The 24,620-nt window shown below is 46.6% G+C and carries 21 protein-coding genes and 1 tRNA gene; 9 read left to right on the top strand and 13 right to left on the bottom strand.

All coding sequences use genetic code 11. The annotated features are described in order from the left end of the window. Nucleotides 1-6: 6 nt before the first annotated feature. From AC9UFE_RS01685 to pheA, 5 genes are all read right to left on the bottom strand, one after another. Nucleotides 7-1,104, bottom strand: coding sequence for an LCP family protein (locus AC9UFE_RS01685; protein ID WP_509545199.1), 1,098 nt, complete (start codon nt 1,102-1,104; stop codon nt 7-9). 89 nt (nt 1,105-1,193) lie between these two features. Next, nucleotides 1,194-1,281 (bottom strand) — tRNA-Ser (locus AC9UFE_RS01680). A 29-nt stretch (nt 1,282-1,310) separates the two neighbouring features. Next, nucleotides 1,311-2,156, bottom strand: coding sequence for an HAD family hydrolase (locus AC9UFE_RS01675; RefSeq protein ID WP_509545197.1), 846 nt, complete (start codon nt 2,154-2,156; stop codon nt 1,311-1,313). Nucleotides 2,157-2,179: 23 nt separating this feature from the next. After that, on the bottom strand, nt 2,180-3,448 hold the full coding sequence (gene serS / locus AC9UFE_RS01670; RefSeq protein ID WP_509545195.1) for a serine--tRNA ligase: 1,269 nt from the start codon (nt 3,446-3,448) through the stop codon (nt 2,180-2,182). Between the two features lie 47 nt (nt 3,449-3,495). Then, complete coding sequence (pheA, locus tag AC9UFE_RS01665) at nt 3,496-4,446, bottom strand: prephenate dehydratase (protein WP_509545193.1); 951 nt, start codon at nt 4,444-4,446, stop codon at nt 3,496-3,498. A 227-nt stretch (nt 4,447-4,673) separates the two neighbouring features. Between pheA and AC9UFE_RS01660 the strand changes: the two genes are divergently transcribed. The 3 genes from AC9UFE_RS01660 to AC9UFE_RS01650 are packed head-to-tail and all read left to right on the top strand — an operon-like array spanning nt 4,674 to nt 8,012. Beyond that, the gene (locus tag AC9UFE_RS01660) at nt 4,674-5,633 is read left to right on the top strand and encodes a thiamine ABC transporter substrate-binding protein (protein ID WP_509545191.1); all 960 of its coding nucleotides are present in this window, start codon (nt 4,674-4,676) and stop codon (nt 5,631-5,633) included. Continuing rightward, nucleotides 5,626-7,215: an ABC transporter permease gene (locus tag AC9UFE_RS01655; protein ID WP_509545189.1), complete on the top strand. Its 1,590-nt coding sequence runs from the start codon at nt 5,626-5,628 to the stop codon at nt 7,213-7,215. The genes AC9UFE_RS01660 and AC9UFE_RS01655 overlap by 8 nt, the downstream gene beginning before the upstream one ends. Nucleotides 7,216-7,253: 38 nt before the next feature. Next, nucleotides 7,254-8,012 carry an FkbM family methyltransferase gene (locus AC9UFE_RS01650; protein ID WP_509545187.1) on the top strand — a complete coding sequence of 253 codons (759 nt, stop codon included), beginning with the start codon at nt 7,254-7,256 and terminating at the stop codon, nt 8,010-8,012. Here AC9UFE_RS01650 and AC9UFE_RS01645 read toward each other — a convergent pair. Then, entirely contained in the window at nt 7,997-8,857 is an 861-nt protein-coding gene (locus AC9UFE_RS01645; protein WP_509545185.1) for a DNA-methyltransferase, read from the bottom strand. The genes AC9UFE_RS01650 and AC9UFE_RS01645 overlap by 16 nt on opposite strands. On the opposite strand from AC9UFE_RS01645, the gene AC9UFE_RS01640 reads away from it, so the two are divergent. Continuing rightward, nucleotides 8,856-9,182 carry a GNAT family N-acetyltransferase gene (locus AC9UFE_RS01640; RefSeq protein ID WP_509545183.1) on the top strand — a complete coding sequence of 109 codons (327 nt, stop codon included), beginning with the start codon at nt 8,856-8,858 and terminating at the stop codon, nt 9,180-9,182. The two genes, AC9UFE_RS01645 and AC9UFE_RS01640, sit on opposite strands and share 2 nt — an antisense overlap. Here the strand turns inward: AC9UFE_RS01640 and AC9UFE_RS01635 are convergent. Continuing rightward, a complete protein-coding gene (locus AC9UFE_RS01635) occupies nt 9,179-10,051 on the bottom strand; it encodes an alpha/beta fold hydrolase (RefSeq protein WP_509545181.1) in 873 nt (290 codons plus the stop codon). The genes AC9UFE_RS01640 and AC9UFE_RS01635 overlap by 4 nt on opposite strands. A gap of 121 nt (nt 10,052-10,172) precedes the next feature. Between AC9UFE_RS01635 and AC9UFE_RS01630 the strand changes: the two genes are divergently transcribed. Continuing rightward, the gene (locus AC9UFE_RS01630; protein WP_509545179.1) at nt 10,173-10,901 is read left to right on the top strand and encodes a class I SAM-dependent methyltransferase; all 729 of its coding nucleotides are present in this window, start codon (nt 10,173-10,175) and stop codon (nt 10,899-10,901) included. Nucleotides 10,902-10,982: 81 nt separating this feature from the next. Here the strand turns inward: AC9UFE_RS01630 and AC9UFE_RS01625 are convergent, their stop codons facing one another. After that, nucleotides 10,983-11,780, bottom strand: coding sequence for an aldolase/citrate lyase family protein (locus tag AC9UFE_RS01625; RefSeq protein ID WP_509545177.1), 798 nt, complete (start codon nt 11,778-11,780; stop codon nt 10,983-10,985). 206 nt (nt 11,781-11,986) lie between these two features. Between AC9UFE_RS01625 and AC9UFE_RS01620 the strand changes: the two genes are divergently transcribed. Continuing rightward, complete coding sequence (locus AC9UFE_RS01620) at nt 11,987-12,670, top strand: HAD family hydrolase (protein ID WP_509545175.1); 684 nt, start codon at nt 11,987-11,989, stop codon at nt 12,668-12,670. After that, nucleotides 12,667-14,439 carry a thiamine pyrophosphate-binding protein gene (locus AC9UFE_RS01615; protein ID WP_509545173.1) on the top strand — a complete coding sequence of 591 codons (1,773 nt, stop codon included), beginning with the start codon at nt 12,667-12,669 and terminating at the stop codon, nt 14,437-14,439. Before AC9UFE_RS01620 ends, AC9UFE_RS01615 begins: the two co-directional genes overlap by 4 nt. Before the next feature lie 55 nt (nt 14,440-14,494). Here AC9UFE_RS01615 and AC9UFE_RS01610 read toward each other — a convergent pair whose 3' ends face one another. Then, nucleotides 14,495-15,433, bottom strand: coding sequence for a glycosyltransferase family 2 protein (locus AC9UFE_RS01610; RefSeq protein WP_509545171.1), 939 nt, complete (start codon nt 15,431-15,433; stop codon nt 14,495-14,497). A 5-nt stretch (nt 15,434-15,438) separates the two neighbouring features. After that, nucleotides 15,439-16,209, bottom strand: a complete 771-nt coding sequence (gene rfbF, locus AC9UFE_RS01605) for a glucose-1-phosphate cytidylyltransferase (RefSeq protein WP_509545170.1) — start codon at nt 16,207-16,209, stop codon at nt 15,439-15,441. Between the two features lie 96 nt (nt 16,210-16,305). On the opposite strand from rfbF, the gene rfbH reads away from it, so the two are divergent. Then, entirely contained in the window at nt 16,306-17,613 is a 1,308-nt protein-coding gene (gene rfbH, locus AC9UFE_RS01600; RefSeq protein WP_509545168.1) for a lipopolysaccharide biosynthesis protein RfbH, read from the top strand. Between the two features lies 1 nt (nt 17,614). Continuing rightward, nucleotides 17,615-18,706 carry a CDP-glucose 4,6-dehydratase gene (gene rfbG, locus AC9UFE_RS01595; RefSeq protein ID WP_509545166.1) on the top strand — a complete coding sequence of 364 codons (1,092 nt, stop codon included), beginning with the start codon at nt 17,615-17,617 and terminating at the stop codon, nt 18,704-18,706. A gap of 37 nt (nt 18,707-18,743) precedes the next feature. On the opposite strand, the gene AC9UFE_RS01590 is transcribed toward rfbG, so the two are convergent. The 3 genes from AC9UFE_RS01590 to AC9UFE_RS01580 are packed head-to-tail and all read right to left on the bottom strand — an operon-like array spanning nt 18,744 to nt 24,598. Beyond that, on the bottom strand, nt 18,744-22,076 hold the full coding sequence (locus AC9UFE_RS01590) for a proline dehydrogenase family protein (RefSeq protein ID WP_509545164.1): 3,333 nt from the start codon (nt 22,074-22,076) through the stop codon (nt 18,744-18,746). Nucleotides 22,077-22,081: 5 nt separating this feature from the next. Beyond that, on the bottom strand, nt 22,082-22,633 hold the full coding sequence (locus AC9UFE_RS01585; RefSeq protein ID WP_509545162.1) for an acyl-CoA thioesterase: 552 nt from the start codon (nt 22,631-22,633) through the stop codon (nt 22,082-22,084). Beyond that, a complete protein-coding gene (locus AC9UFE_RS01580; protein ID WP_509545160.1) occupies nt 22,634-24,598 on the bottom strand; it encodes a M13 family metallopeptidase in 1,965 nt (654 codons plus the stop codon). Between the last annotated feature and the right edge of the window lie 22 nt (nt 24,599-24,620).

Genomic DNA, 24,620 nt, shown 5'->3' with positions numbered 1-24,620 from the left:
AACCCTCTACGGAGTAGTGGTTGCATTATTGACTACTGGCAGATCATTCTGAATTTGATCAAATAGTGCAGCTGCCTCATCCGGGACTAAGCCTAGGCGGCCTGCATCTGCACCCTCAAGCGCATAAGTCGGTACTGCAGTAAAAATCATTCGCGAAGTGTCAACCTGCCTGAGCGCCCCGGCCAAAGTAACCATTGTGTCGAGTTCAGTAATCGATTCGGATAGCTTCATGTTTCGTGCAGCCGAACTAGCAAGACTGTAGAGGGCGATCGGGTTGTTGAGAACTCCATCTTGCTTTATCTTGTCGAATAGGGACATTAGGAACATTTGTTGATTTGAGATTCGACCAAGGTCCGAGCCATCCCCGAAACCGTGTCTTGTTCTTAAGAATCCAAGGGCTTCTTTGCCCTTCAAGGTGTGAGTACCGGCTTCAATGTAAAACTGGGAGTAGTCATCAGAAATATCCTGATCAATGGTGACTTCTACGCCACCAACAGCGTTTGACATTTCAATAACGCCGTTGAAGTCAATCATTGCTAAAAACGGTATTTCCAGCCCAGTAAGTTTTTGAATCGTAAGGTGAGTGCAGGCTACTCCGCCCCGAGAAATAGTGCTGTTGATTTGCTGACGTTCGATTGCGGGGAAAACCCCTCCCTCTGGATTCGGGCATTCAGGTACGGAAACCAATAGATCTCTTGGGAACGAAACTACAGTTGCGTCCTCTCTGTCCTTTGTGATGTGTAGCAAGATGATCACATCTGCTAGTTCGGAGGTTACTAGTCCTTCGCCATATTCTTCACCTTGGCCGTCTCGGGTATCAGATCCGATGAGTAAAAAATTGATTGGGCCATCGAGGTCGACTTCAGCGCCGGTAGATAAAACAATGTTGTCTTGGTTTAGTTTGTTGTAAATGTCGAAAGCCGAAATTCCCGCAGCCGCTACTGCGGCTCCTGCGACAACCGCCAATCCCTTTAATGCCCAGCGGAAATACTTTCTGCCTGGGGCGGGTGGCTTCTGATCTCCGTGTCTGGGTGGAAATTTCTTGGGATCCGCAGGAGGTCTGATTACTCTGCGCGAAGCGAAGTTTGGTAAATTATCCGACAACTAACTTCCCATCCCGAGCTATATCTAAGTTTCCAGTCTATTCAAAAGCAAAACTTTATCGGTCAAGCTCTGGAAACTCTCAGCTTTTATGGCGGAGGCCGTGGGATTCGAACCCACGAAACATTGCTGTTCACTGGTTTTCAAGACCAGCTCCATCGGCCGCTCGGACAGACCTCCGTAAAGGAGTTTATAGCAATTGCTTCCTACTAGCTCCCTCTAGAAAACAAAAAGCCCTCGAGGCCTGCCAGGACTTGCGCAACCCCATCGTCAGTAACTGATGCGGTCACATCTGTTGCAGCCAATTGGACTTCCTTGGGGGCTTGACCCATGGCAAAAGCTAGTCCACCAGAATTCTTCGCCCACTCAAACATCTCGATGTCATTTCTTCCATCTCCCATTACTAGGACCTGATTTTTTTCGATTCCTAATCGAGATCGCTGCACTTCCAAAGCACTTGCCTTCGTGACACCTTGTGGGGAAATATCCAACCAAGCGGTATAGCCAATGGCGTAACTTACAGATGACAATCCGATATTTGAAATCAGTCCTAAAAATTCATCAACGTCGTGCTCTGGAGACAACACAACAACTCTGCTAACCGGATGATGCATCAGCTCATCAAGCGGTGTCTCAAAGTTTTGATCACCAAGGGCATACGAGGGAAAAGGTCGATGAAAGCGGTAGCTTCCATCGACATCTTCTACGGCGAAGTGGGCCTGAGGTAAATATTCAATCAGCTGTGTCAGCACTTCCGCGGGTTCAAAGGTAATCACGTCGGCTATCTTGAATCCTCTTGGGTGCAGGTTATCTAGCTCTACTGTCACTGCTCCATTTGAACTTACGACGAAGCCTTGTTTAATCCCAAGATCTCTAACTACTGGGACGGCGTTTGGAGCGGAGCGGCCAGTTGCAACAATGACTTCATGGCCTAGGTCCTTGACCCGACTTACCTCTTTGGCAACCTCTGGAGATAGATACCCATCGTCATGAACTAGTGTCCCGTCAATGTCTAGACCGATTAGCCATCGGTCACTTGGGGAAAGATTTGGCATGTTGGATTCGTTGTTGAGTTCTATTATGCGTTCTTGGGAAGGATTAGTTCTTCTCCACCAAGGTATGGCCTCAAAGCGGCAGGGATCTTAACCGAACCATCAGCGAGCTGGTGATTTTCTAGGATTGCGACTAGCCACCGGGTTGTGGCAAGGGTTCCATTTAAGGTTGCAGCGATGGCTGTCTTGCCATCTTCAGTTCTATAGCGAACGTTTAGGCGCCTTGCTTGATAGGTGGTGCAGTTTGAGGTGGATGTTAACTCACGGAAATCATTTTGAGTTGGTACCCAAGCTTCTGCATCGTACTTTCTTGCTGCGGATGAACCTAGGTCGCCGGCTGCAGTATCAATTATTCGATAAGGCAGCTCGCAAGCTTGAAGCATCTGTTCTTGAAAAGCCAAGAGTTTTTGATGCTCTTGCTCAGCTTGTTCTGGCTTGATGTAGCTAAACATTTCAAGCTTGTTGAATTGGTGAACCCTGAGAATTCCTCTGGTGTCTTTTCCGTGACTACCAGCTTCTCTTCTATAGCAAGTTGACCAACCTGCATATCTAAGAGGTCCGTTGTTTAGATCAACAATCTCATCTCGGTGATATCCAGCAAGAGCTACCTCACTAGTTCCGGTGAGGTATAGATCATCGGCCGGAAGATAATAGATTTCGTCCGCGTGCTCGCCAAGAAAACCAGTCCCCGCCATGATCTCAGGTCTAACAAGAGTGGGGGTAATCAGCGCGGTAAAGCCAGCCTTGGTTGCAAGATCTAAGGCCAAGTTCATTAGAGCAAGTTCAAGCCTCGCACCCATGCCTTTTAGGAAATAAAACCTAGATCCCGAGATCTTTGCGCCTCGTTCAATGTCGATCACATCCAGTAGTTCACCAAGGGCAACATGGTCTCTAGGTTCAAAATCAAAAGAGGGTTTTGTTCCTACTTCTTTCAGAACAAAAAAGTCTTTCTCGCCCCCGGAAGGAACACCTTCACTAACTACGTTTTCGATTTTCCACAAAATCACATCTAACTCTTCAGAGGCAGTATTTGCTAACTCATTAGCAGCCTTCACTTTGCTAGCTAAGTCTTGAGCGGCTGCAACTAATTCAGCTTTTTGATCTTTAGGGGCGGTGGAAACGAGCTTTGAGTGAGTGTTTTGTTCAGCCCTTAGGGTTTCAAATTCCGCGAGCGCCTTCCGGCGCTTGGTGTCTGCATCGACCGCTTGGTCAACTAGTGACTCTTGTCTACCTCTGGCACGCTGAGATGCCTTTACGGCATCTGGGGATTCTCTAAGGAGATTTAGGTCGATCATCCTTCAAGAATACAAGGCAAGGAGCAAAGCGAGTTTAGGTTGCGTGACTAACGAGCTTTGCGAATGGCTTCCAGCCACTTCTTAGCTTCACCGTATTGTCCATTTGAGTTATTGCCAGATGGAGCGGTCTGCTGTTTGTCTGCTCTGGGGTAAGACCCTAAGAAACTGACTTTAGGGCTGAATCTGTGAAGACCAGCCAAAGCTTCCCCGACTGAATCATCCAACACGTGTCCTTCAGCATCGATGTTGAAACGGTAACGACCTAGCCTGTCGCCAATTGGGCGTGATTCGATTCGCGTTAGGTTGACACCCCTCGTGGCAAATTGCTCTAGCATCTCAAGAAGCGATCCTGGTCTATCGGTCGGTAGCTCAACAATTACCGATGTCTTGTCAGCTCCAGTTGGTTTAGACAAATCCCCCACAAGGCCAATTTGAATGAACCTGGTCTGTGCCTGCTTATTCTCACCGATGTTCTTGGCAAGAGTAATGAGCTTGAAATGGTTCGTGATTGTTGGCGCGGCTATTGCCGCATCCGCGTAGGAGCTCTCCATAAGATCTTTAGCTGCAGAAGCAGTGGATGTTGTTGGAAGGTGCACGTGACCTGGAAGTTTATCCAGCAACCACTTTCTGCTTTGCGCATAAGCAACCGGGTGGGTTGCTACGGTTTTTACGCTCGAAAGTTTTGTTCCCGGCCTGGCTACCAGGTTGAAGGTAACTGGGACTAGATACTCTCCATAGATACGAATCAGTTCTGTTCCGGCCAGGGCGTCAAGAGTTGCTGAAACCCCACCCTCAATCGAGTTCTCAACTGGAACAACCGCTCTAGTTACTTTTCCAGACAGCACAAGTTCAATCGCTTCAGCAACATGGTTCACAGGAACCTGCTTTGCGCCTTTAGCCTGCTTTATCTGAGAAAGCGCTATCTCGGTGAAGGTTCCCGCTGGTCCAAGGAAGGTATAGGAAACTTTCGCTGGTTGCTTGTTGCGCTCAGGTGACATGTATAAAGGTTAATCCCCAAGCACCGCCTTGGGTAGGTCGCTGCGGAAAAAAAGCTACCGCGAGCAAAAATGTCTCTAGAATTAGAGACAACACGGGAGTTTGGTGAAACCAGACTGAGAGGGAGACTTTATAGTCTTCGACCGTCGAACCTGATCTTGGGTAATGCCAGCGCAGGGAGGACACTCATAAATCCCGTGCCCAACTAGTTACACGTAAGGGGCACGAAATGAAAAGAATCGCACTACTCGCAGTTACCGCAGCCTTAATTCTCACCGGCTGCGCACCAACCACGCAGGCTCAAGTTGTGACTCTGGTGGCCCATGACTCATTTGCTATCTCGGATCAGTCAATCGCAGAGTTTGAACAGCAGTCAGGCTTCAAGCTCGAGATTGTGAGAGCCGGGGACGCAGGAAGCGTCACTAACCGACTTGTTTTGACCAAAGACTCTCCTATTGGAGATGTGGTGTTCGGAATCGACAACACTTTCCGGGGTATAGCCGATGAAAACAACCTCATTGACGGGTCTCTTTCCGAAGTTACCTATTCGGATGTTTGCTTCAATTACGACAAGATCTGGTTTGAAGAAAACAATCTAACTCCACCAAGTAGCTGGAGAGATCTAACTTTGCCCGCCTATGAGGGTCTGACGGTAGTTAGTAATCCCCTTACCTCTTCCCCGGGTCTTGCCTTTCTGGCAACCACGGTTGCCGCTTTTGGGGAAGACGGTTTCGAAAGTTTCTGGCAACAGCTAAAAGATAACAACTTAAAAGTTGCAACTGGTTGGGAAGAGGCTTACTTCACGGAATTCTCTGGTTCCGCAGGTAAAGGAAACTACCCGGTAGTTCTTAGCTATAGTTCATCGCCAGCTGCAGAGATTAGAGAAGATGGAATGTCTCAAACGGTGCCGCTTCTAGATGAGTGCTTCAGGCAAATTGAGTATGTTGGCATCTTGCAAGGTGCAAGCAATCCTGCGGGAGCAAAAGAACTCGTTGAGTTTTTACTATCTGATTCTTTTCAGTCAACTATGCCGGGACTGATGTATGTGTATCCGGTCAATCCCGAAGCAGTTGTGCCTGCCGAGTGGGCGCAGTTTGGGCCACCAGCTAAATCCACGATTGGTGAAAGTTTGGATATTGCAAATAACAGAGTTAGCTGGCAGGACAAGTGGTCTGTAATTTTTGACTAGAAAAATACTGTGGCTGGTACCCCTATTATTTGTCGGGCTAGTTTTCTACTGGCCGGTCACACAAGTTGCCTTGCTTGGAGTATCCGGGGACTGGTTATCGCGACTTATTGAGCCAAAGATCGTAGAGATCGTTTGGGTCACTATCTGGCAGGCGGCTTTGTCGACGGTCGTGACGGTACTCATTGCGATTCCTGGCGCATACCTCTTATACAGAAGATCTTTTCCGGGGCAACAACTTGTTAGGGCTCTTATAACAGTGCCTTTTGTGCTCCCAAGCATTGTTGTAGCCGTTGGGTTCACGGTGTTTCGAAGTGTCCACGAGTTTTACCAGGGACTGGGGCTTACTTTCTTGGCAGATCCGGTCTATTGGATTATTGCGGCCCACGTATTTGTGAACTACTCGATAGCCGTCAAGACCATAGGTGGAGTCTGGGCAACTATGGATGCTGACACTGAAGCAGCCGCAGAACTGGATGGGGCTGGAAGACTCAGAACACTCCTTTTGATTTCCCTACCTCAACTCAAACCAGCAATCTACTCAGCATCGGCTTTGATTCTTCTTTTTTCAGCAACATCTTTTGGGATTGTTCTGGTTCTAGGAGGCGGGCAAGTCCAAACCATTGAAACAGCAATCTTCTTTGCCGCAACCCAAAGACTAGATCTTGAGCTAGCTTCCGCCTTGGTCTTGGTTCAGACTCTGATTACTGCACTGGCGTTCTTGGTCGGCACCAAACTTGCCAAAGGCAACTTTGGGCTCGAGCAGGTTTTTGAGGGATCACGAAGGCCAAAGGTTGACCGCAGAGATTCGTTGGCTCTTGTATTTAGCGTTGCCATCTGGGTGGGCTTATTAGCAATGCCCTTGATTCTGGTGCTAGTTAGAGCTTTTGATGTTCGTGGAAACTTTGGTTTTGAGAATTTTGTGAATCTTGGAACGCGAGGCGCAAGAGATCTTCTCAACATCACTTTTGTTGATGCAGCCATGAACTCATTAAGGAATATGGCCGTTGCCGCTTTGATTGCTTTTGTGTTAGGAGCACTCATATCCTGGTTACTTACTCGAACCCGATTCCGCTTCCTAGATTTTGTATTTCTACTTCCACTTGGTGTTTCAAGTGTTGTGTTGGGCTTTGGTTTTTTGGTTTCCTTCGATGCTTCCTGGTTTCCTTTACGCTCAAGCTGGCTAATTGTTCCTCTAGCTCAAGCGCTTATCGCCCTTCCCATGGTCATCCGGTTGGTTCATCCAGCTCTTGTTTCAATTGGTAGAGAACCAATTGAGCAAGCCCAGTTAGATGGGGCAACAAGCTGGCAGAGTTGGCGATTTATCGAATCCAAAATGATTCGTGGTGTACTTCTAACGTCTCTTGGCTTTGCAGCAATAATCTCGATTGGGGAGTTTGGTGCCAGCAGTTTTCTAGCTAACGGTTCGCAGGCAACAATTCCAACTTTGCTATTTAGGTTGATTTCTCGGCCCGGGGATCAGAACTACGGAATGGCAATGGCGGTATCGGCGATCTTGATTCTCCTAAGCGCCGTTGTTGTGTATTTAGTCTCTAGAGTTCCGAAGGAGAAGCTGTCGGCCTAAGGCCTATGTTGATTAGCCGGGGCTGGTAGATTCTTCTGGTGCCGATAATCAAAGAACTTGCTGCCAAGGTCCTTTTAGCACTTGGCTATTCCATAAGCTCCAAGACCAAGAAGACTCTGATTCAAAGAATTTGGAAGTCTGGTCAGGAAATCTCAAGGGCTCAGGCAAACAAGCTTCTTCGACACTCCAAGAGTCAACTTGGGCAAGACATTCTTGCCCTGTCTGTCACGGGCTTCAAGAATCCTGGTTTCTTTGTTGAGTTTGGAGCTTCAGACGGAGCAGCACTGAGTAACAGTCATATTCTGGAAAAACATTTTGGTTGGTCTGGAATTCTTTGTGAGCCAAGTAAAAGTTGGCATCAAGCCCTTAGGAAAAATAGAAACTGCGCAATTGACACTCGTTGTGTTTACTCGGCCTCTGGCCAGAAGATTAGCTTTTCAGAAAATTATCTAGGCGAGTTATCAGCAATTAGTGAGTATGCGGAACCGAATAGTCACGGGCTACTAAAAAGAACTACTTCTTCTTACGAAGTAGAGACGATTTCACTTCAAGATCTACTGGTGTCACACGGTGCTCCTAAATACATCGAATTTCTTTCAATTGACACTGAAGGCAGCGAGTTTGAGATTCTAAAAAACTTTGACTTCCAAAGCTATCAATTTGGTGCGATTTGCGTGGAGCACAACTTTGCAGACACTCGTGAAAAAATCAATAGCCTTCTGTTGGCGAACGGATACCAGCAGGTTCAAGCAGATTTGTCGGATTTTGACGATTGGTACATTCAGTCCAAAAACTGAAAACTGCCTTTAGGTAGGCGGTCTTTAATTACCTGAATTGATTCAGGGTTTTGATCTACCAGGACAAATCTTCTGCCAAGTTCATTAGCTACAAACCCTGTGGTTCCAGAACCTGCAAAGAAGTCCAAGACAACGTCCCCTGGTTTACTACTTGCTTGAATGATTCTTCTTAGAATTCCAACTGGCTTTTGGGTTGGATAGCCGGTCTTCTCTTTACCTGTAGGGGAGACAATTGTGTGCCACCAGACGTCTGTGGGTAGTTTTCCTCTTTCAATCTTTTCTGGCGTAACAAGTCCCGGAGCCATGTAGGGCTCGCGATCTACTTCCTCGGAGTTGAAGTAGTAGTTCTTTGGGTCTTTCACGAAAACCAAAATAGTGTCGTGCTTGGCGGGCCATCGACTCTTGGACTTTCCTCCGTAGTCGTAGGCCCAAATGATTTCGTTCAAAAAGCACTCTGGTCCAAATAGAGCGTCCAGTAGGACTTTGGCGTAATGAGCTTCACGATAATCGAGGTGCAAATACAACGTCCCTGAGTTGTTTAGGACCCGAAAAGCCTCTTCAATTCTGGGCTCTAGAAACTCCCAGTAGTTAGCGAACTGATCGTCGTAGGACAACACAGTTGACTTGACCGTCTCGTAGCGCTCTCCTTTAAAACCAATTCGGTTGCCTTCGTTACTCCTCCTGGTGGTTACTTTAGATCTCTGTTGTTCGCGGCCGGTATTGAACGGGGGGTCGATGTAAACAAGTTGAACAGAAGAGTCAGGGATTAGCTTCAAAACAGTTAGATTGTCACCGAAGTAAAGGGTGTTTTCTAAAGTGGCCATAGGAAGTAGATTAACAGCCATGGAACCAAAAGTTATACACAACGAGCAAGCTAACCGCTATGAGCTTTGGCTAGGAGATGCTCGGGTTGGTCTAGCTGATTACAGCCGCATGCCCGGTGAGAGACATTTTGTCCACACCGAAGTAAACCCTGAGCACCAAGGTAAAAACTACGCTGCCATCTTGCTTCGTGAGGCATTTTTAGACATGCGTCAAAACTCCACTGACAAAGTTGTTCCAGTGTGCTCTTATGTAGTCACTTACATGCAACGTCATCCCGAAACCCATGACTTTCTGAAGGGTTCGATTGAAGAGGCTGTGGCTGCCTGCAGGCTTCCTAGGAGTTAAGCCAACTTACCAATCCGGATATTTATCCACTTGATTAAGTCTTGGAGAATATCGTCTTTGTTTAGCTCGTTGTAAATCTCATGCCTGGCATCGTGATATACAAATAACTCAATATCCTGAATGCCGGCTTTCTTTCGATATGCCTCTACCAGGGCTTTATTTGAATACTCACCGCCGATCGGGTCGGCTTCACCCACCTGAACAAGAATTGGAAGATCGCTTCTGACGTTCTTTGATGGAGTCCCAAACAATTTCAAAGAGTTGGCAACACCAAAAACCTGCATAGCTGCAGCCAAGAATGTTAGTGGATCAGCAACAAATTTCTTTTGAACTTCAACATCCCTTGATAGCCACTCGTAACCGGTTGAGCCCGGAAGCTTCTTCCAAACCTTATTGAAATCACCTGTTGCTAGATAACCAGGCATTGTTAGAGCACTACCTGAGAGCACGACCGCGTCATACAAATCTGATGCATTGTTTATGACTTTTTGTGCAATAAATGAGCCCCAACTATGCCCAAGAAATACAAGTGGCTTACCTGGGTTTTCTGATTTTATAAGCTTCGAAAAATCTAGGACCTGCTTGAATGTGGCGTCCATGCCACCTTGTCCCAGATTTCCAAGTTTCTTTATTTGCTTTCGCTCTATTTGGCCAAGGCCTGTTTGACCATGACCTCTGTGATCGTCGGCGTAAACGCTAAAGCCTGCCCTGTTTAGAACCATAGCCATCTGGTCATACCTTCTGGCATGCTCGCCTAGTCCGTGAGCTATTTGAACAATTGCTTTAGGGTCAGCTACTGGCCATTCATAGAAGACAATGTCTACGCCAAATGAACCTTTGAGGGCTCGTTGGATGGGAAGACTAGTCATAGTCTCAGTCTATTAAAGTAGGTATCTTCTAGCACATTTCAAATGGTTGCCTTTTGAAGACTCGTGACATATTTACTCTGTAGTCTGATCCTAATAACTTGAACTAGGGGACATTGTAAACATGGGACAGTATGACGAGTACCTTGAGCGGACTAATTGGAAATACTCAGCGGGCTTGCTCACCTGGGTTCACAAGAGAATCCTCAAAACCTTTATACGGGTAGCCAAACTCACCCCTAGAGAAGTCAAATTACTGGAGATTGGCTCTGGTCGTGGGACCGGAGGTCTAATTGCCAATCAAATGGCTTTTACCAAATACACAGGGGTTGAACCAGCCCAAGCTCTCGCGAAGTTTAGTCGAGAGCGTTACGGGCATGAGGTGGTTGAGGATTCTTTACCTGATTTGGTTTCAATTGAATCTGGTTCCATGGATGCTATATTCTCTGTTCATGTTCTCGAGCATGCCTCTACTCACTTAGACGCCTGGGCTTGGGTCAAGGAAATGAAACGTATTGTTCGCCCCGGAGGCAATATTCTAATTTGCACACCCGATGCCCAGGATTACGGGACTTACTTCTGGGATTCTGATTGGTCGCACGGATACCCCACTACCCCAAGGAGATTGTCTCAAATTCTCCAGGATCACGGCTTAGAGATTGTTTTTGCTGGGAAGATGCATTTTGGATCACTGTCCCCCCTAGTCGCAGCATTTTCCCATTTCGTCGCTTTACTTCTCCCCACAAGGTTGGGGGACAGGGTAACCGTCAGGATTTTTGGCCGTCCTCTAATCTCAGGGCTCAAAATAGCAATCCTTTGGGGGCTTACTTACGTGGTAGCAAGGAAACCATGAATTCTTCTTTTACTAAATAATTCAGTTCACCAAGCATTGATGGTTCTAGTAGCCAGAGTCATGCGTAGGTGAGCTAGTTCGTTATTTGCTAAGTAGCTTCCAGCGAGTTTCGAGCATCTCAATGCGTTTTGCATCCTCCGCCGTGATTCGACCGTAGTAATCACGCTTGTTCAGTAGCCACAACATTTCAAAATGCACGGCATTCACAAGTCCCTGCTCGATATTATTCATGGTTGTGGCAGCACCACTAAAGACTACTTTTCGGGTTTCGAATCTCGTGAGATGAGTTGCAGCAACTTGACGGATTACATCTAAAGAGTCGCTAGAAACAGCACCTCCCATTACAAAATCAAGATTGTTGTCTTTTGCGGCTTTTGATGCGGTCAAGACATATTGAGTAACTTCGGGTGAATTTATTGAATCCCTAGTCAATCCTAGAGATCCTGCAAAATCGACTCTACCAAAAACCAGACCTGAAGCTCCGTTTGGCTTAGAAGCTTCGGAAACCATTGCATCAAGGTTTTCAAATCCGGTTATTGTTTCTAGGTTGAAGAGAAAATCTGTATCTTGTTGCTCGTCTTCAGTGAAAGTAAGGTTTTTTGCAGCAACATACTTAGTTAAGGCATACGGTGTTTCGACCATTGGAGCAACTATGTATCTGACTCCAATTTGCTTAGACTCAAGTAGGTCCCTGATGGCCTCACAACCCCCTATTTTTACAGTCAAAGGTAGTCCTGCGGATCTTGATATGTCTACAAGTCTAAGTAATTCGTCAATTCGAGTTCCCTCTGCCTCAAATTCGGCCTTAACGCTTACGACTCCGAATTCCTCTCGGCCACGCGTGAGAATATCTCTCATTTGTTTTTCGGTTTTGTTCACTCGTCTCCCCCTATTCGTAGGTTCCAAATCCGATTGTAGCTTGGAAGCTAGAGGAATGCACTCTGCGCTGGTAGAATCTATCCAATCTTGGTCCTACGCCACGTTTATCCCGCAGTGAATCCGCTGAAGTAACGAGGGGCAAGTTATTGGGATCTATTATTGAGGTGTCTTGACGATGAAAAACTTCAGGTTGAATTGGTTCTTTGGTGCGTGAAATCTTGAATAAACCAGCAGCTTTTATCTTCGATTTAGACGGAACTCTTTTTGATTCTTCTGCACAAATTTACAGGGCACTTTGCGTCACAAGAATTGAACAAGGCATGCCCTCAATCAGTTTTAACGAGGTATCAAAGTTGATCGGACTTAGGGCTGAGGAGTTATTCGCTACCATTGACCTTAATCAGAAGGAGTTGTCGGAAGCTGTTTCCTTATTTAGGAACAACTTGGAGACTGAAATAGGTCAGGAAAACTTGACTTATCCAGAGAGTAAAAGTCTTTTGAGTCAAGTCAATGGTCTTGGGTTTGCTGTTGGGGTTGCTACATCAAAGCCTGTTCGTCTTGCCAAATTGGTCGTGGAAAATTCAGATTTGAATAATCACGTCAGACACATTCAAGGCACGGATGGTTTCCCGCCTAAGCCTAATCCTGAGGTAGTTATTCGTTGTATGTCTGCGCTCGGGGTGGCATGTGGATTTATGGTGGGAGATAGAGTGGAAGACGTTGTAGCTGGAAATTCCGCTGGTTTGCTATCTATAGGGGTTGCTCAGTCCAATTTCTCTGAGGAGGAGTTAAGGCTTGCTGGTGCGTTCGAAACTTTTGGCTCTATTGCAGAACTGAATGGTAGTTTGAAATCACTAATTGCACGAGCCGATCTTGGGAGCGCTAATTGAAGTATTCTGATCACTTTGTAGGTGTGCTCAAGGACTTGGGTTACACCCATTGCTTTTACGTAGCTGGCGGAAACATCATGCATTTGCTTGAGTCAGCAAGTCACGTTTTTACCTGTGTCCCAGTAGTCCATGAAGTTACCGCTGGCATAGCAGCAGAATTTTTCAACGAAAGTGATGCTCTAAATGGTTCCAAGGCCTTTGCTTTAGTGACTGCGGGGCCAGGTTTGACGAATATCATCACTGCCATGGCCGGGGCCTATTTGGAGAGCAGAGATTTGTTGGTTGTTGGTGGCCAGGTCAAAAGCTCCGACTTGAGCCCTGAAGGAATTAGGCAAACGGGGATCCAAGAAATCAACGGAATGGAGCTGACAAAGTCAATTACTGTTGCTCAACTTCAGATTCGAAAGCCAGTTCCAGACCAAGAAATTGTGGATGTCGTTATCCGAGGGCTTAGGCCAAAAAAGGGTCCCGTGTTTATTGATTTTTGTTTGGATGCTCAAGGTAGCCCAATTGACCCTGTGGCTTTTCCTAAGGCGGAGTTTGGTAAGGCGATTGTTGATTCAGGGAGTCTAGTCTCAGAGGAGATTCTGCAAGCTCTGACCACGGCAAAGCGTCCAGCGCTGTTAATTGGAGGTGGGGTGTCTAGGCAAAAGGCTAGATCACTAGAAAGCGAGCTTGAAAACCTCCCTATTCCCGTAATGACGACTTGGAACGCCGCAGACAGAATGGATTCCAGAGCACCTTCGTACTTCGGAAGACCCAATACTTGGGGTCAAAGATATGCGAATTTAGTAATGCAGCAATCCGATCTGTTGATCGCGTTGGGGACTAGATTAGGGCTTCAGCAAACTGGATTCAATTGGCAAGAATTCGTGCCTAATGGAGAAGTAGTCCATGTCGAGATTGATGGCGCCGAACTAGAAAAGCCTCATCCTAACGCTAAATTCAAGGTCAAGGGCGACGCAAATGACTTCATAGAAAAGCTGCTTCCTCAAATTCACAGACTTAGCTCACCGGATTGGCGCGAGTGGATCGAGTTTGCGAATGAGGTCAAGAATGCCCTTCCGCTATCAGAATCTGTGAACCACACTCGAGCTGGCTTCATAAACTCTTACGATTTTTACGTTCAGCTATCGGCAATCGTCCAAAAGGGTGATGCTGTTGTGCCCTCTAGTAGTGGTGCATCTGAGACCGTGGCAATGCAAGCTCTGCTTCAACCCTCTAATGCGACCGTCATTACAACCAAAGGCTTGGCTAGTATGGGCTACGGACTTGGTGGGGCAATTGGGCTGGCTTTTTCCGGCCCAAATCGAGTTATTCACATCGAGGGAGATGGGGGTTTTGCTCAGAACCTCCAAGAGATGGGTACGGTCCGAGCAAATGATTTGAATATAAAGACCTTTATTCTTTCCAATAACGGTTACGCGTCTATTCGGATGACTCAAAAAAGCTACTTCGACGGTCATTATGTGGGTTGCGACCCATCCACGGGATTAGGTTTACCCGACTGGAAAAAACTATTTGATGCATTCTCAATTCCAGTGGCTCAACTAAACCCAGACAACCCTTTCTCCGAAGATGTATTGACTTCTCTTCAGAACCCTGGCCCACAGGCATATTTGGTTCCTATTGACCCCGAGCAAACTTACTATCCAAAGATAACCAGTTCTGTTAATGCAGATGGAACTATGGTCTCTAACCCACTTCACCGCATGACCCCAGATCTGCCCGAGGAACTTGAGAAAAAAGTTTTGCGATATATCAAATAATTAAGGAATCTTGGTCCGAGTTGACCGATGCACCCCAAAGCTTTGGATTCAGGTTTTAATCGATGCCAATTCTCTTTGAAATAACGTAATTCGGTCTTTGCTTAACCTCTTCATACACTAAGCCTAAATATTCACCGATTACCCCAAGAAGCAACGTAGTTATGGCAAGTCCAGCTAGGGAAATGGAAACCAGTGTTCCAAATCCGTTAAAAGGTACCCCATATAGAATTGCCGATACGACATAAATCCCAAGTGTTACAACTGCGATGGCAGATAGCGCGAAACCTGAAACGGTTATGAATCTGAGGGGAAGGTTTGAGTGAGCAAAAATGCCCTTGAAAGCTAAATCTAGAACCTTGAAGGTATGAGCGTTAGATACTCCGCCAAATCTAGGGGGGCGAATCATTTCAACACCAGTAGACCTAAACCCGACCCACGCGAACAGCCCTCTTACAAAACGATTCCGTTCCGTCATCTTGTTCACAGCTTCATAGACTTTCCTATCAACAAGCCTAAAGTCACTTGCATTCTTTGTAATTCTTCCAGAGGTGAGCTTTCCAGCAAACCAGTAAAACAATTTGGAGTTCATAGCTCTAATCCAACTAATGCCGTCACGCCGTGTAACCACCCCATAAATATTCTCAAACCCTTGCTCCCAGAGTCTGATGAATTCTGGAATTAGTTCTGGTGGATCCTGGAGATCAGCTGTCATTAAGACGCAAGCGTCACCCTTAATTACACTTAGTCCTGCTGTTAGTCCGCCGTCCATTCTGAAATTTCGTGCGAGTTGAAGAACTTTAAATCGGGAATCTGTTTTATGAATTCTCTCTAGTTTTTCAAATGTGTCGTCTTCGGAGCCATTTTCAACCAAAACGCACTCGAAATCGTATTGTGACTCGGATTCAAAAATGTTCTTTAGCCTATGAAATAGCTCATCAACACAATCGGATTCGTTGTATGCAGGAATCACGATTGAAATTAATTTTTTACCCAAGGTTTTTACCAGACCTTCCAAGGGGCCTTGCCTGAGTCCCAAATTTCGTTCAGCATCTGCGATTCCCTAAAGGTGTCCATAGGTTGCCAAAAACCGCTGTGTTTATATGCTCCAATTTGATCCTCTTGAGCCAGTTTTCGTAGCGGCTCTTCTTCTAAGACTGAGTTTGTGTCAAGATACTTGAAAATCTCAGGCTGAAATATGAAGTAGCCAATGTTGATCCAGTCGCTAACTTTAGGTTTTTCTCTAAATTGAGACACTAGACCGTTTGGCTCAATATCAACCACGCCGAATCGACTTACAGCTTGAGTGGTTGTCATTGTGGCTGTTTTGCCATGCTGGCTATGAAAATCCTGAAGGGCTCGAAGATCTATATCTGCCAAACCATCGCCATAAGTGGCTAGAAAGGGCTCTCCATCCAGGTACTTTTCAACCTGCTTAATTCTTCCGCCGGTCATGGTGCTTAAACCCGTGTCCGCTACCGTCACTTTCCAGTCGAACTCGTCATGCGATCCATGGAAAACAGTGCTGCTTTGGTCGCCTAATCTGACGGTAAAATCAAGATTTGAAGCGCCGTAGTTGTAGAAGTAGTTCTTTATGTACTCACTTTTGTATCCAGTGCAAATGATGAAATCAGTAATCCCTTGGGAGCCAAGGACTTTCATGATGTGCCACAAAACCGGGCGACCGCCGACTTCAACCATGGGTTTTGGCCGGAACTCAGTTTCTTCTCTCATGCGGGTTCCGAGACCGCCCGCCAACAAAACTGCCTTCATATCTGAACTTCCACTCCCCAGCTATTGCCTGTAAGCCCCCAGTCTATTGAAGGCTTTGCTCTACTATTGAACAATTGAAGCCTTAAAAGGGGAACCGTGAACCAAGACCAATTCCGCAGCGCCATCCTTTCAGACGTCTCTCGTTTTGCTGAGACCCAGCTAGAACGGGCTCCCTTTGTCCGGGGAGAGTCCGCGGTCCCAGTCTCGGGGAAAGTGTTGTTCCCTGACGACTACGCAGCTTTAGTCGATGCCTCTTTGGATGGATGGCTAACCGCAGGCAGGTTCCACGATCTCTTTCAGAGGGCACTTTCTAAGTATGTCGGGGCCAGAAACGCAGTATTTGTCAATAGTGGATCAAGTGCCAACCTAGTGGCTCTAAGTGCCCTAACTAGCCCGAAGCTTGGAAAGAAAAGACTCCTTCCCGGCGACGAAGTTATTACAGTCGCTGCAGGATTCCCAACCACTGTCAATCCAATCATTCAAAATGGTCTTAAGCCAGTTGTGGTCGACATAGAGCTTGGAACATATGATGCGATTGCCGATCAACTTCGAGAAGCGGTTGGCCCAAAAACTAAAGCTATTATGATGGCGCATACTCTTGGCAATCCTTTCGACTTGGACACCGTCAGTGAATTGTGCAAAGAACACGGTCTTTGGTTGGTTGAGGATGCATGTGACTCTTTGGGTTCAACCTATGACGGGAAAAAGACTGGAAGTTTTGGAGACACAGCAACTTTGAGTTTCTATCCAGCGCATCACATTACTACTGGTGAAGGCGGGGCTGTATTTGTTAAATCCCCACTTGTTAGAAAGCAAGTCGAGTCATTCAGGGACTGGGGCAGGGATTGCTATTGCGAGACTGGTCATGACGACACTTGCCACAAACGCTTTGAATGGCAACTTGGTGATCTTCCTCTTGGTTATGACCATAAATACATTTATAGCCATATCGGTTACAACCTAAAAGCAACGGACATGCAGGCGGCTTTAGGTCTATCACAATTGAAGAAAATTGACGCATTTACAGCCGCTCGCAAAGCTAATTTCAGTTACCTATTCAAAAAACTTAAGGACGTCCCGGGACTGATTCTCCCCGTGGCTACGCCGAAATCTGATCCGTCTTGGTTTGGTTTCCCCATAACACTTGACCCAGAAAGTTCTGTCGACAGGGCTGGATTATTGAAGTTTCTAGACTCGAGAAAAATCGGTACAAGGTTATTGTTTGCTGGAAATCTTCTTAAACAACCCGCGTACAAGGGTGTGGATTTCCGCATCATCGGAGACCTGAAAAATACCGACATCGTGATGAATAAAACTTTTTGGGTTGGAACCTACCCGGGACTAACTAACGAAATGCTCGACTTCGTCGCTGAGTCAATAGCTGAATATGTCAACAAGGGCTAACGTGAGCGACCGCTTTAACTCGCTCAAAGGCAAGAAAGTTTTTGTCACAGGGCACACCGGTTTTACAGGATCCTGGGCCTGCATTTGGTTAAATCAACTGGGTTGCGAAGTCTTTGGCTATTCCTTAGAACCAGAGACCTCTCCAAACTTGTTTGGAGAGGCTGAGGTTGGGAAAATAATTGATGGAAAAATCGCGGACATTCGCAATTTTGAAAACCTTCGAGACGAGATAGTCACATTTCAACCGGATTTGGTTCTTCACTTGGCTGCACAGCCATTAGTAAGGCGAAGCTATCGAATTCCTAGGGAAACATTCGAGGTAAACGCACAAGGAACCGCCAATGTCCTTGAAGCAATTCGAGGAGTTGACTCGATCAAAGGTGTCTTGTGCATAACCACCGACAAGGTTTATAAGAACCTTGAAACAGACCGTCAGTATGTCGAAACAGATGAACTTGGGGGCCAAGACCCTTACTCAGCTTCTAAAGCCGCAGCCGAGTTGATAATCGCAAGTTATCGCTCTTCATTTGGAGGGACGGGCACAGTCTTTCCGGTTATAGCGGTTGCGCGAGGAGGAAACATTATCGGTGGCGGCGATTGGTCTGAGGATCGTCTAATTCCTGATTATGTGAGGGCCTACGAATCAAATAAAGAAATGGAAATTCGCTTTCCTTCTTCTACAAGACCTTGGCAACACGTGTTATCTCTTGTCGATGGCTATTTGACGATTCTTTCTGGCATGCTTGGGCCAGAAGCTATGAAGTTTGACCGTGCTTTCAATCTTGGACCAATCGAAGCGGAGTCATTTTCTGTGGCTTCTGTTCTAAAGCTCATGTCAAATTATCTAATTGGCGTGAAGGTCAAAGAGGATAAGTCAGAGCTGCATGAGGCTGGGAAGCTCGGGCTAAATAGCGACCTCGCCATAAAGACATTTGGGTGGCATCCAAGCTGGGATACAGCTGAAGTAATTGAGAAAACAGCCTCTTGGTACAAAGCCTTCCTGTCACAAGACAAGCCAGCTCTGCAATTATGCCTAGATCAAATCGAGTTATGGAAACAGTCCTTTACTGGTGGCCGCCAACAGAGTTATTAGATCCTGCGGGACAAGACTGCTTCACCAAAAGTTGCTTCTAGAGAAGCTTCTTCTGCAACGCACCAAACCGGTGTTGAGTAATTGATACCGCTTGTTCGCGCACCAGATTCAACCCCATAAGGCGCCCGCACACTAGGACCTCACCGGTGATTACGTGAATATCAGGCTTGGTTCTAGCTTTTCTAACCCAGCCCTCATTGGACCCGAGCTGCCAAATTCTAAGTCCCAAACTTGGTTCGTTGACTACTCGCTTTTCAAAATCACTGCTGTTCTCGGTCTGGACAAATTCATGGCTTAGCTTGCCAATAAACCCTGGTGCTACGCTCACCGGAACCTTGAATCCTGAGCGCTTCACGACCATCAGTACTCGGTCAACTTCTTTTTGTGTGGCTGTTGATCCGACGCGAACAATTAGGTTCGCTGGAAGATACCTTCTGTAGTTACCTTCTACTTCCAGCTCTCCACCGTCTAGCTCCTTTGGAGAGTAAATCTCTTTCCAAGCAATCTCGTCCGAAGCCTTCGCAGCTTTCAAGAATGCTGAGGGAGTTAGCTTATTGACCTTTGCTGTATTTGACCATGTTCCAAACTGGGTTAGATAGCTCGAACCCCCGGCTTTTAGTCCTGAACCAACTGAAGAGCGCTTGAAGCCTCCAAATGGCTGACGATTCACGATTGCACCAGTGATACCTCTATTCACATAAAGATTTCCACTTTTCACGCCTTCAATCCAAGTAAGCACTTCTTGATTATCAAGAGAATGAATTCCGGCAGTCAAGCCGTAATCCGGACCGTTCTGAAGCTTTATCGCTTCTGGCAAATCATTTGCTCTCATAATTCCAAGTACTGGACCAAAGACCTCGGTCGTATGAAAAAACGATCCTGGCCTGACGCCTATTTTTATTCCAGGGCTCCAAAGCCTTCCGGTTGAATCAAGCTGCTTTGGCACCAGTAGCCAACTCTCCTCAGCTTCCAGGGTTGTCAAAGCTCGCTCTAGCTTGCCGGTTGGCTTTTGAATGACTGGCCCGATAGAAGCTGCAAGATTGCCAGGCCAGTCCACCTTCATGGATTTGGCTGCATCCACCAATTGGCGGCTAAACTTTTCAGATTTATAAACTGGTCCCACCAGAATTGCAAGGCTCGCTGCAGAACATTTCTGACCGGCGTGACCAAACGCACTTTTGGCTAGATCTGCCGCGGCCAGATCCAAATCAGCAAAAGGAGTAATGATCAGGGCATTTTTTCCGCTTGTCTCAGCTGCCAAACGAATCGAAGGTTTGTGCTTCTTGAATAGCTCCGCGGTTTCAAAAGCACCTGTCAGAATCACGCTGTCAACAGATTGGTGCCCGACTAGGTGCAGTCCTACTTCGTTGTCTGGAACAGCAACCACTTGCAAAACAGATTTGCTGATGCCTGCCTTGTACAAAGCATTGGATACAGCAACACCGCAGTTTCTAACCTCTGGTGCTGGCTTTAAAATCACAGTGCTGCCGGCAGCAAGTGCTGCCAGTACTCCTCCGATTGGAATGGCCACTGGAAAATTCCAAGGCGGAACTACAAGAGTCAATTTGTCGGGCGTGAACTTAGCATCTTTGTTATTTACTAGTTCTGGAATCAAAGATGCGTAGTACCTAGCAAAATCGGCGGCCTCTGAAACTTCTACATCAGCCTCGGCAATTGTCTTTCCAGCTTCTGCCATCATCACTGCAATCAGTTCGGACCTAGCGTTCTCAATTTCGTTGGCAGCCTTAACCAGTAGCTGCTGACGCTTCTTGTGCTCTTTGCCCCAAGCGGGTGCCGCGGTGAGTGATTTTTTGACCAGCTTGTCGATTTCAATTCGGGAATCAAGAAGAGGTAGGCCTGCGTTTTTGGTTTTTGCAATCTGCTTGGAAAGAGATTCTGAAAGTTTCTGAATCTTCTTGGCGTTTTCTCTAACCGAAACAATCGCTGGATCACTATCTGGCTGGTTTACAAACTCTCCCCTACTGGCGGCTTTAGCCGCAGCTGCCGAATTGTTGGCCTTGCGGTTTGGCTCGGTACCGAGTTTGCTAATCAATTTGACGGAGTTTAGGAAGCGCTCTTTCTCGCGCTCAAAGATTTTCTTGTTTGTGGTGAGTTCAAAGACACCAGACATGAAGTTGTCAGGAGAGGCGTTTTCTTCCAGCCTTCTGGTTAGGTAGGCAATTGCCACTTCAAACTCTTTAGGGGAGACAACTGGGGTGTAAAGAAGAAGATTTCCAACGGTTTTCTTCACACTTGCTGAAAGAGCAACAGCCATGCCTTTGAGCATTTCAAAGTCAATTCGGTCCAGCACACCGTTTTTCTTTGCCAGTAGGTATGCGTAAGCCACATCAAACAGGTTGTGGCCGGCGACTCCGGTCCTTACAGACTTCGCTACCTTTGGATCCAACAGGATCTCTAACAGGCGCTTGTAGTTGGCATCTGACTCAACTTTTGAGTTGTAGGTGGCTAATTCGAAACCATGCCACTTGGCGTCTACTTGCTCCATGGCTAGGTTTGCGCCTTTTACCAATCTGATCTTGATTGGCGCCCCACCTGCGCGCACTCTCTTCTGGGAGAACGCAATTAGGTCTTTTAGGGCAATGTAGGAGTCAGGAAGGTAAGCCTGGATCACGATTCCGGATCTAAGGTTTTTTAGCTTTGGCTTGGAAAGCATTTGCTTATAGATCTCAATGGTGAGCCAAAGGTCTCGATACTCTTCCATATCTAGGTTTATAAACTTCTTCTCGCGGTTCGCGTAGTTATAGAGAGGCTCAAGCCGATCGATTACTCTCGCGATACTGTCTTCGTATCCCCACATCGACAATTGCGAAACAACCGAAGAAACCTTGACTGAAACGTAGTCAACATCGGGTCTTTGCAAAAGTTCGAAGGTTTTTGCAAGTCGGTTGCTTGCCTCTGCTTCTCCAAGAACTGCTTCGCCCAACAAATTGAGGTTCAGCTGTACACCATCTGCTCTAACCCTTGATAAGTGCTTTGTTAGCTTGCCTGGCCTTGCGTCTGCAATTAGGTGCGAAACCAATGAGCGAAGCACAAATCTCGCGATGGGAATAACTGGAAAAGGAAAATAAGGGGCTAGGAAGCCACCTAACTTGATTGCAAAGCGATCAAGCGGTGGCAACGCCGCTGGAACAATCTTGGTGAGTTTTCTGAGCTCTCTAGCTGCAACCCTGATGTTCTCTGGTCTAATGACCCTGTCCACGAACGCAAGAGTGAATTCAAGGCCATTTGGATCTTTGAGTAAGGCTGACAGTCTTGCTTCAGCCGCCGATGACTCAGCGTTCCCCTTGGCGTCTTTCAGCCAGGTCTGAACGAGTTCAACAGATTGCTTGGAAAGTGACTGCCGGTTCATATTCTTTATGAGTCCCACTCGCTAGGTGCGGGTTCTCTACCCTTAGGTAACGAGGATGCTGCTGACCAGTTGGCTACCCACTGAGGCAAAATCGGCAGCGGTCCATTCCAGGGTGTGTATTCCAAGATTTCCTTAGGAGTAACGATGCCTCGGGATCTTTTGAGGAATCTGATGCGAACTACTGCCCTCGCGTAGATTTCTTTGCCAACCACAAATCTTTGCTCAAAATAAAAAGCTTCGTCGGTCCAACCGATAACTTTTGATTCCAGATCAAAAGTTTGCCCAAGCTGGAGAGATTTTCTAAAGGTGATATTCTCTGCCACCACCACTGGATACCAACCGATTTTGTTCCACTTATTCCAAATACCGGTTCTCTTACCGTGGTCATAGCGACCTAAATCCATAATTGTGAGAAAAACACCGTTATTCATATGGGCGTAAATATCTAGATCTGTTGGCCAAACTCTAAAGCGGCGAATAGCTACTTCATCGATGTTAATCTTTGCTCTAAATCTCCAGCTCATTAGCTGGAAGATAACTCTTAGCCAAAGTTTCATTTACCAAATACTCACTCGCTTGGACTCTTCTAACCAAAGTTTGTCAGAAGAAGACAGTTCGAATGCTTCATAGAAAGCATCAATGTTTCGAACAATCTGATTACACCTAAACTCTGGCGGTGAGTGTGGGTCGGTAGCTAGGCGCTGCAAAACCATCTCATCTCGTCCCTTGGTGCGCCAAGCTTGTGCCCAAGACAGAAATAGTCTTTGCTTGCCAGTTAGTCCATCGATTAGCTCGGGTTCTTTTCCTCCCAGTGACATCAGGTAAGCCTTATATGCAATCCCCAGGCCACCTAGATCTCCGATGTTCTCACCGATTGTGAGCTCACCATTAACTTTGTTGTCATCAGATAGTTGCTCAGGAGAAAGTTCATTGAACTGAGAAATCAAACTAGAGGTTAGTTTCTCAAAAGCTGACCTGTCTTCATCACTCCACCAGCTAATGAGTGCCCCATCGCCGTCATACTTTGATCCCTGGTCATCAAAGCCGTGACCAATCTCGTGGCCAATTACTGCACCAATGGCACCAAAGTTCACCGCGTCGTCAGCTTCCAAAGAGAAAAACGGTGGCTGCAAAATAGCTGCTGGGAAAACAATCTCGTTGAAACCAGGGTTGTAATAGGCGTTTACAGTTTGTGGTGTCATGAACCACTCATCACGATCAAGTGGCGAGCCAATTTTCTTCATCTCGCGATCTAGATTCCAAGAAGTTACGTTTTTGACATTAGAGATCAAATCGTTGCGATCGATTTTGATGCTCGAGTAGTCCTTCCACTTCACCGGGTAACCAATTTTTGGTGTGAACTTGGTTAGCTTGACAAGGGCTTTCTTCTTGGTCTCATCGCTCATCCAAGAGAGATTCTCGATACTGTCTTTGTATGCGTCAATCAGATACTGAACCAACTCGTCCATGCGCTTTTTGGCTTCAAGTGGGAAATACTTCTCGACGTAGATTTTTCCAACAGCCTCACCAAGAGATCCTTCAACTAGGCTCACCGCTCGTTTCCAGCGAGCGCGATTTACCGGTGCTCCTGTCAATGTGGTTCCATAGAAGCTAAATCTCTCATCTACAAAATCTTGAGACAGATAGGCCGCTGCTTGGCTAATTAGTTTCCAGCTCATCCACGCCTTGATGGCCTCTAGGTTTGCTTCGGAGAAAGTTTCTTTCAATGATTCAAAGAATGAAGGCATCATGACAATCGACTCGTTTAGAACTTTCGGGCTAATCTTTCCGCCCTCGAACCACAGGTTCCAATCGAAAGTTGAGGTGAGTTTCTTAAGAGAATCAAAATCGGTGAGGTTGTTGGTTTTCTCGGCATCTCTGGTTTCAACGTTGTTCCAGTGATTTGAAGCCAGCTTGGTTTCAAACTCAAAGATGGTTGCTGCTGCTTGTTTAGCTGCAGCTTGGTCCCAGCCAGCTAGCTCAAGCATCTTTTGAATATGAACTACGTAAGCCTCGCGAATGCTCTCGTGCTTTTCCTCGCGGTAATACGCTTCGTCAGGAAGTCCAAGGCCACCTTGGTATAGGTTCACCAAGTAACGGGTTGGATCGTTTGGGTCATTATCGACATACATTCCAAACAGACCACTAACTTCGGTTCTCTCAAACTCACCGAGCATCGTGGTTACCTGTGAAAGATTGTTCAGGCCTTTGATACGAGCAAGATCTGCCTCGATTGGCTTTGCGCCTAGAGCGTTTGCTTTGTCCTCATCCAAAAACGATGCGTAAAGATCTCCGATTTGCTGACTGACTCCCGGGGCAGGATTTGCCGATGCCTCTTCCAGGATCAGCTTGACTGCTTCCTCGGATGCATCGGCAAGCATATGAAAGGACCCATAGATGGCCTTGTCCTCTGGAATCTCAGTAGTGTCCAACCACTTGCCGTTGACGTGCCTAAAAAGGTCATCTTGGGGTCTAGTTGCGGGATTTAGTGCTTTGGTGTCAATGCCTGGAGTCAATTTCATTACTTCATCCTAGAAGGTTCTA

This window comes from Rhodoluna sp. (genome assembly GCF_044239955.1).
Taxonomy (GTDB): Bacteria; Actinomycetota; Actinomycetes; order Actinomycetales; family Microbacteriaceae; genus Rhodoluna.
This window is presented reverse-complemented; position numbering and strand designations above follow the sequence as displayed.

Bases quoted from the DNA above. Each gene is read 5' to 3' on its own strand.
- AC9UFE_RS01675 (WP_509545197.1), bottom strand. From the start codon at position 2,156: ATGCCAAATCTTTCCCCAAGTGACCGATGGCTAATCGGTCTAGACATT.
- serS (WP_509545195.1), bottom strand. From the start codon at position 3,448: ATGATCGACCTAAATCTCCTTAGAGAATCCCCAGATGCCGTAAAGGCA.
- pheA (WP_509545193.1), bottom strand. From the start codon at position 4,446: ATGTCACCTGAGCGCAACAAGCAACCAGCGAAAGTTTCCTATACCTTC.
- AC9UFE_RS01660 (WP_509545191.1), top strand. From the start codon at position 4,674: ATGAAAAGAATCGCACTACTCGCAGTTACCGCAGCCTTAATTCTCACC.
- AC9UFE_RS01640 (WP_509545183.1), top strand. From the start codon at position 8,856: ATGGAACCAAAAGTTATACACAACGAGCAAGCTAACCGCTATGAGCTT.
- AC9UFE_RS01645 (WP_509545185.1), bottom strand. From the start codon at position 8,857: ATGGCTGTTAATCTACTTCCTATGGCCACTTTAGAAAACACCCTTTAC.
- AC9UFE_RS01635 (WP_509545181.1), bottom strand. From the start codon at position 10,051: ATGACTAGTCTTCCCATCCAACGAGCCCTCAAAGGTTCATTTGGCGTA.
- AC9UFE_RS01630 (WP_509545179.1), top strand. From the start codon at position 10,173: ATGGGACAGTATGACGAGTACCTTGAGCGGACTAATTGGAAATACTCA.
- rfbF (WP_509545170.1), bottom strand. From the start codon at position 16,209: ATGAAGGCAGTTTTGTTGGCGGGCGGTCTCGGAACCCGCATGAGAGAA.
- AC9UFE_RS01590 (WP_509545164.1), bottom strand. From the start codon at position 22,076: ATGAACCGGCAGTCACTTTCCAAGCAATCTGTTGAACTCGTTCAGACC.
- AC9UFE_RS01585 (WP_509545162.1), bottom strand. From the start codon at position 22,633: ATGAAACTTTGGCTAAGAGTTATCTTCCAGCTAATGAGCTGGAGATTT.
- AC9UFE_RS01580 (WP_509545160.1), bottom strand. From the start codon at position 24,598: ATGAAATTGACTCCAGGCATTGACACCAAAGCACTAAATCCCGCAACT.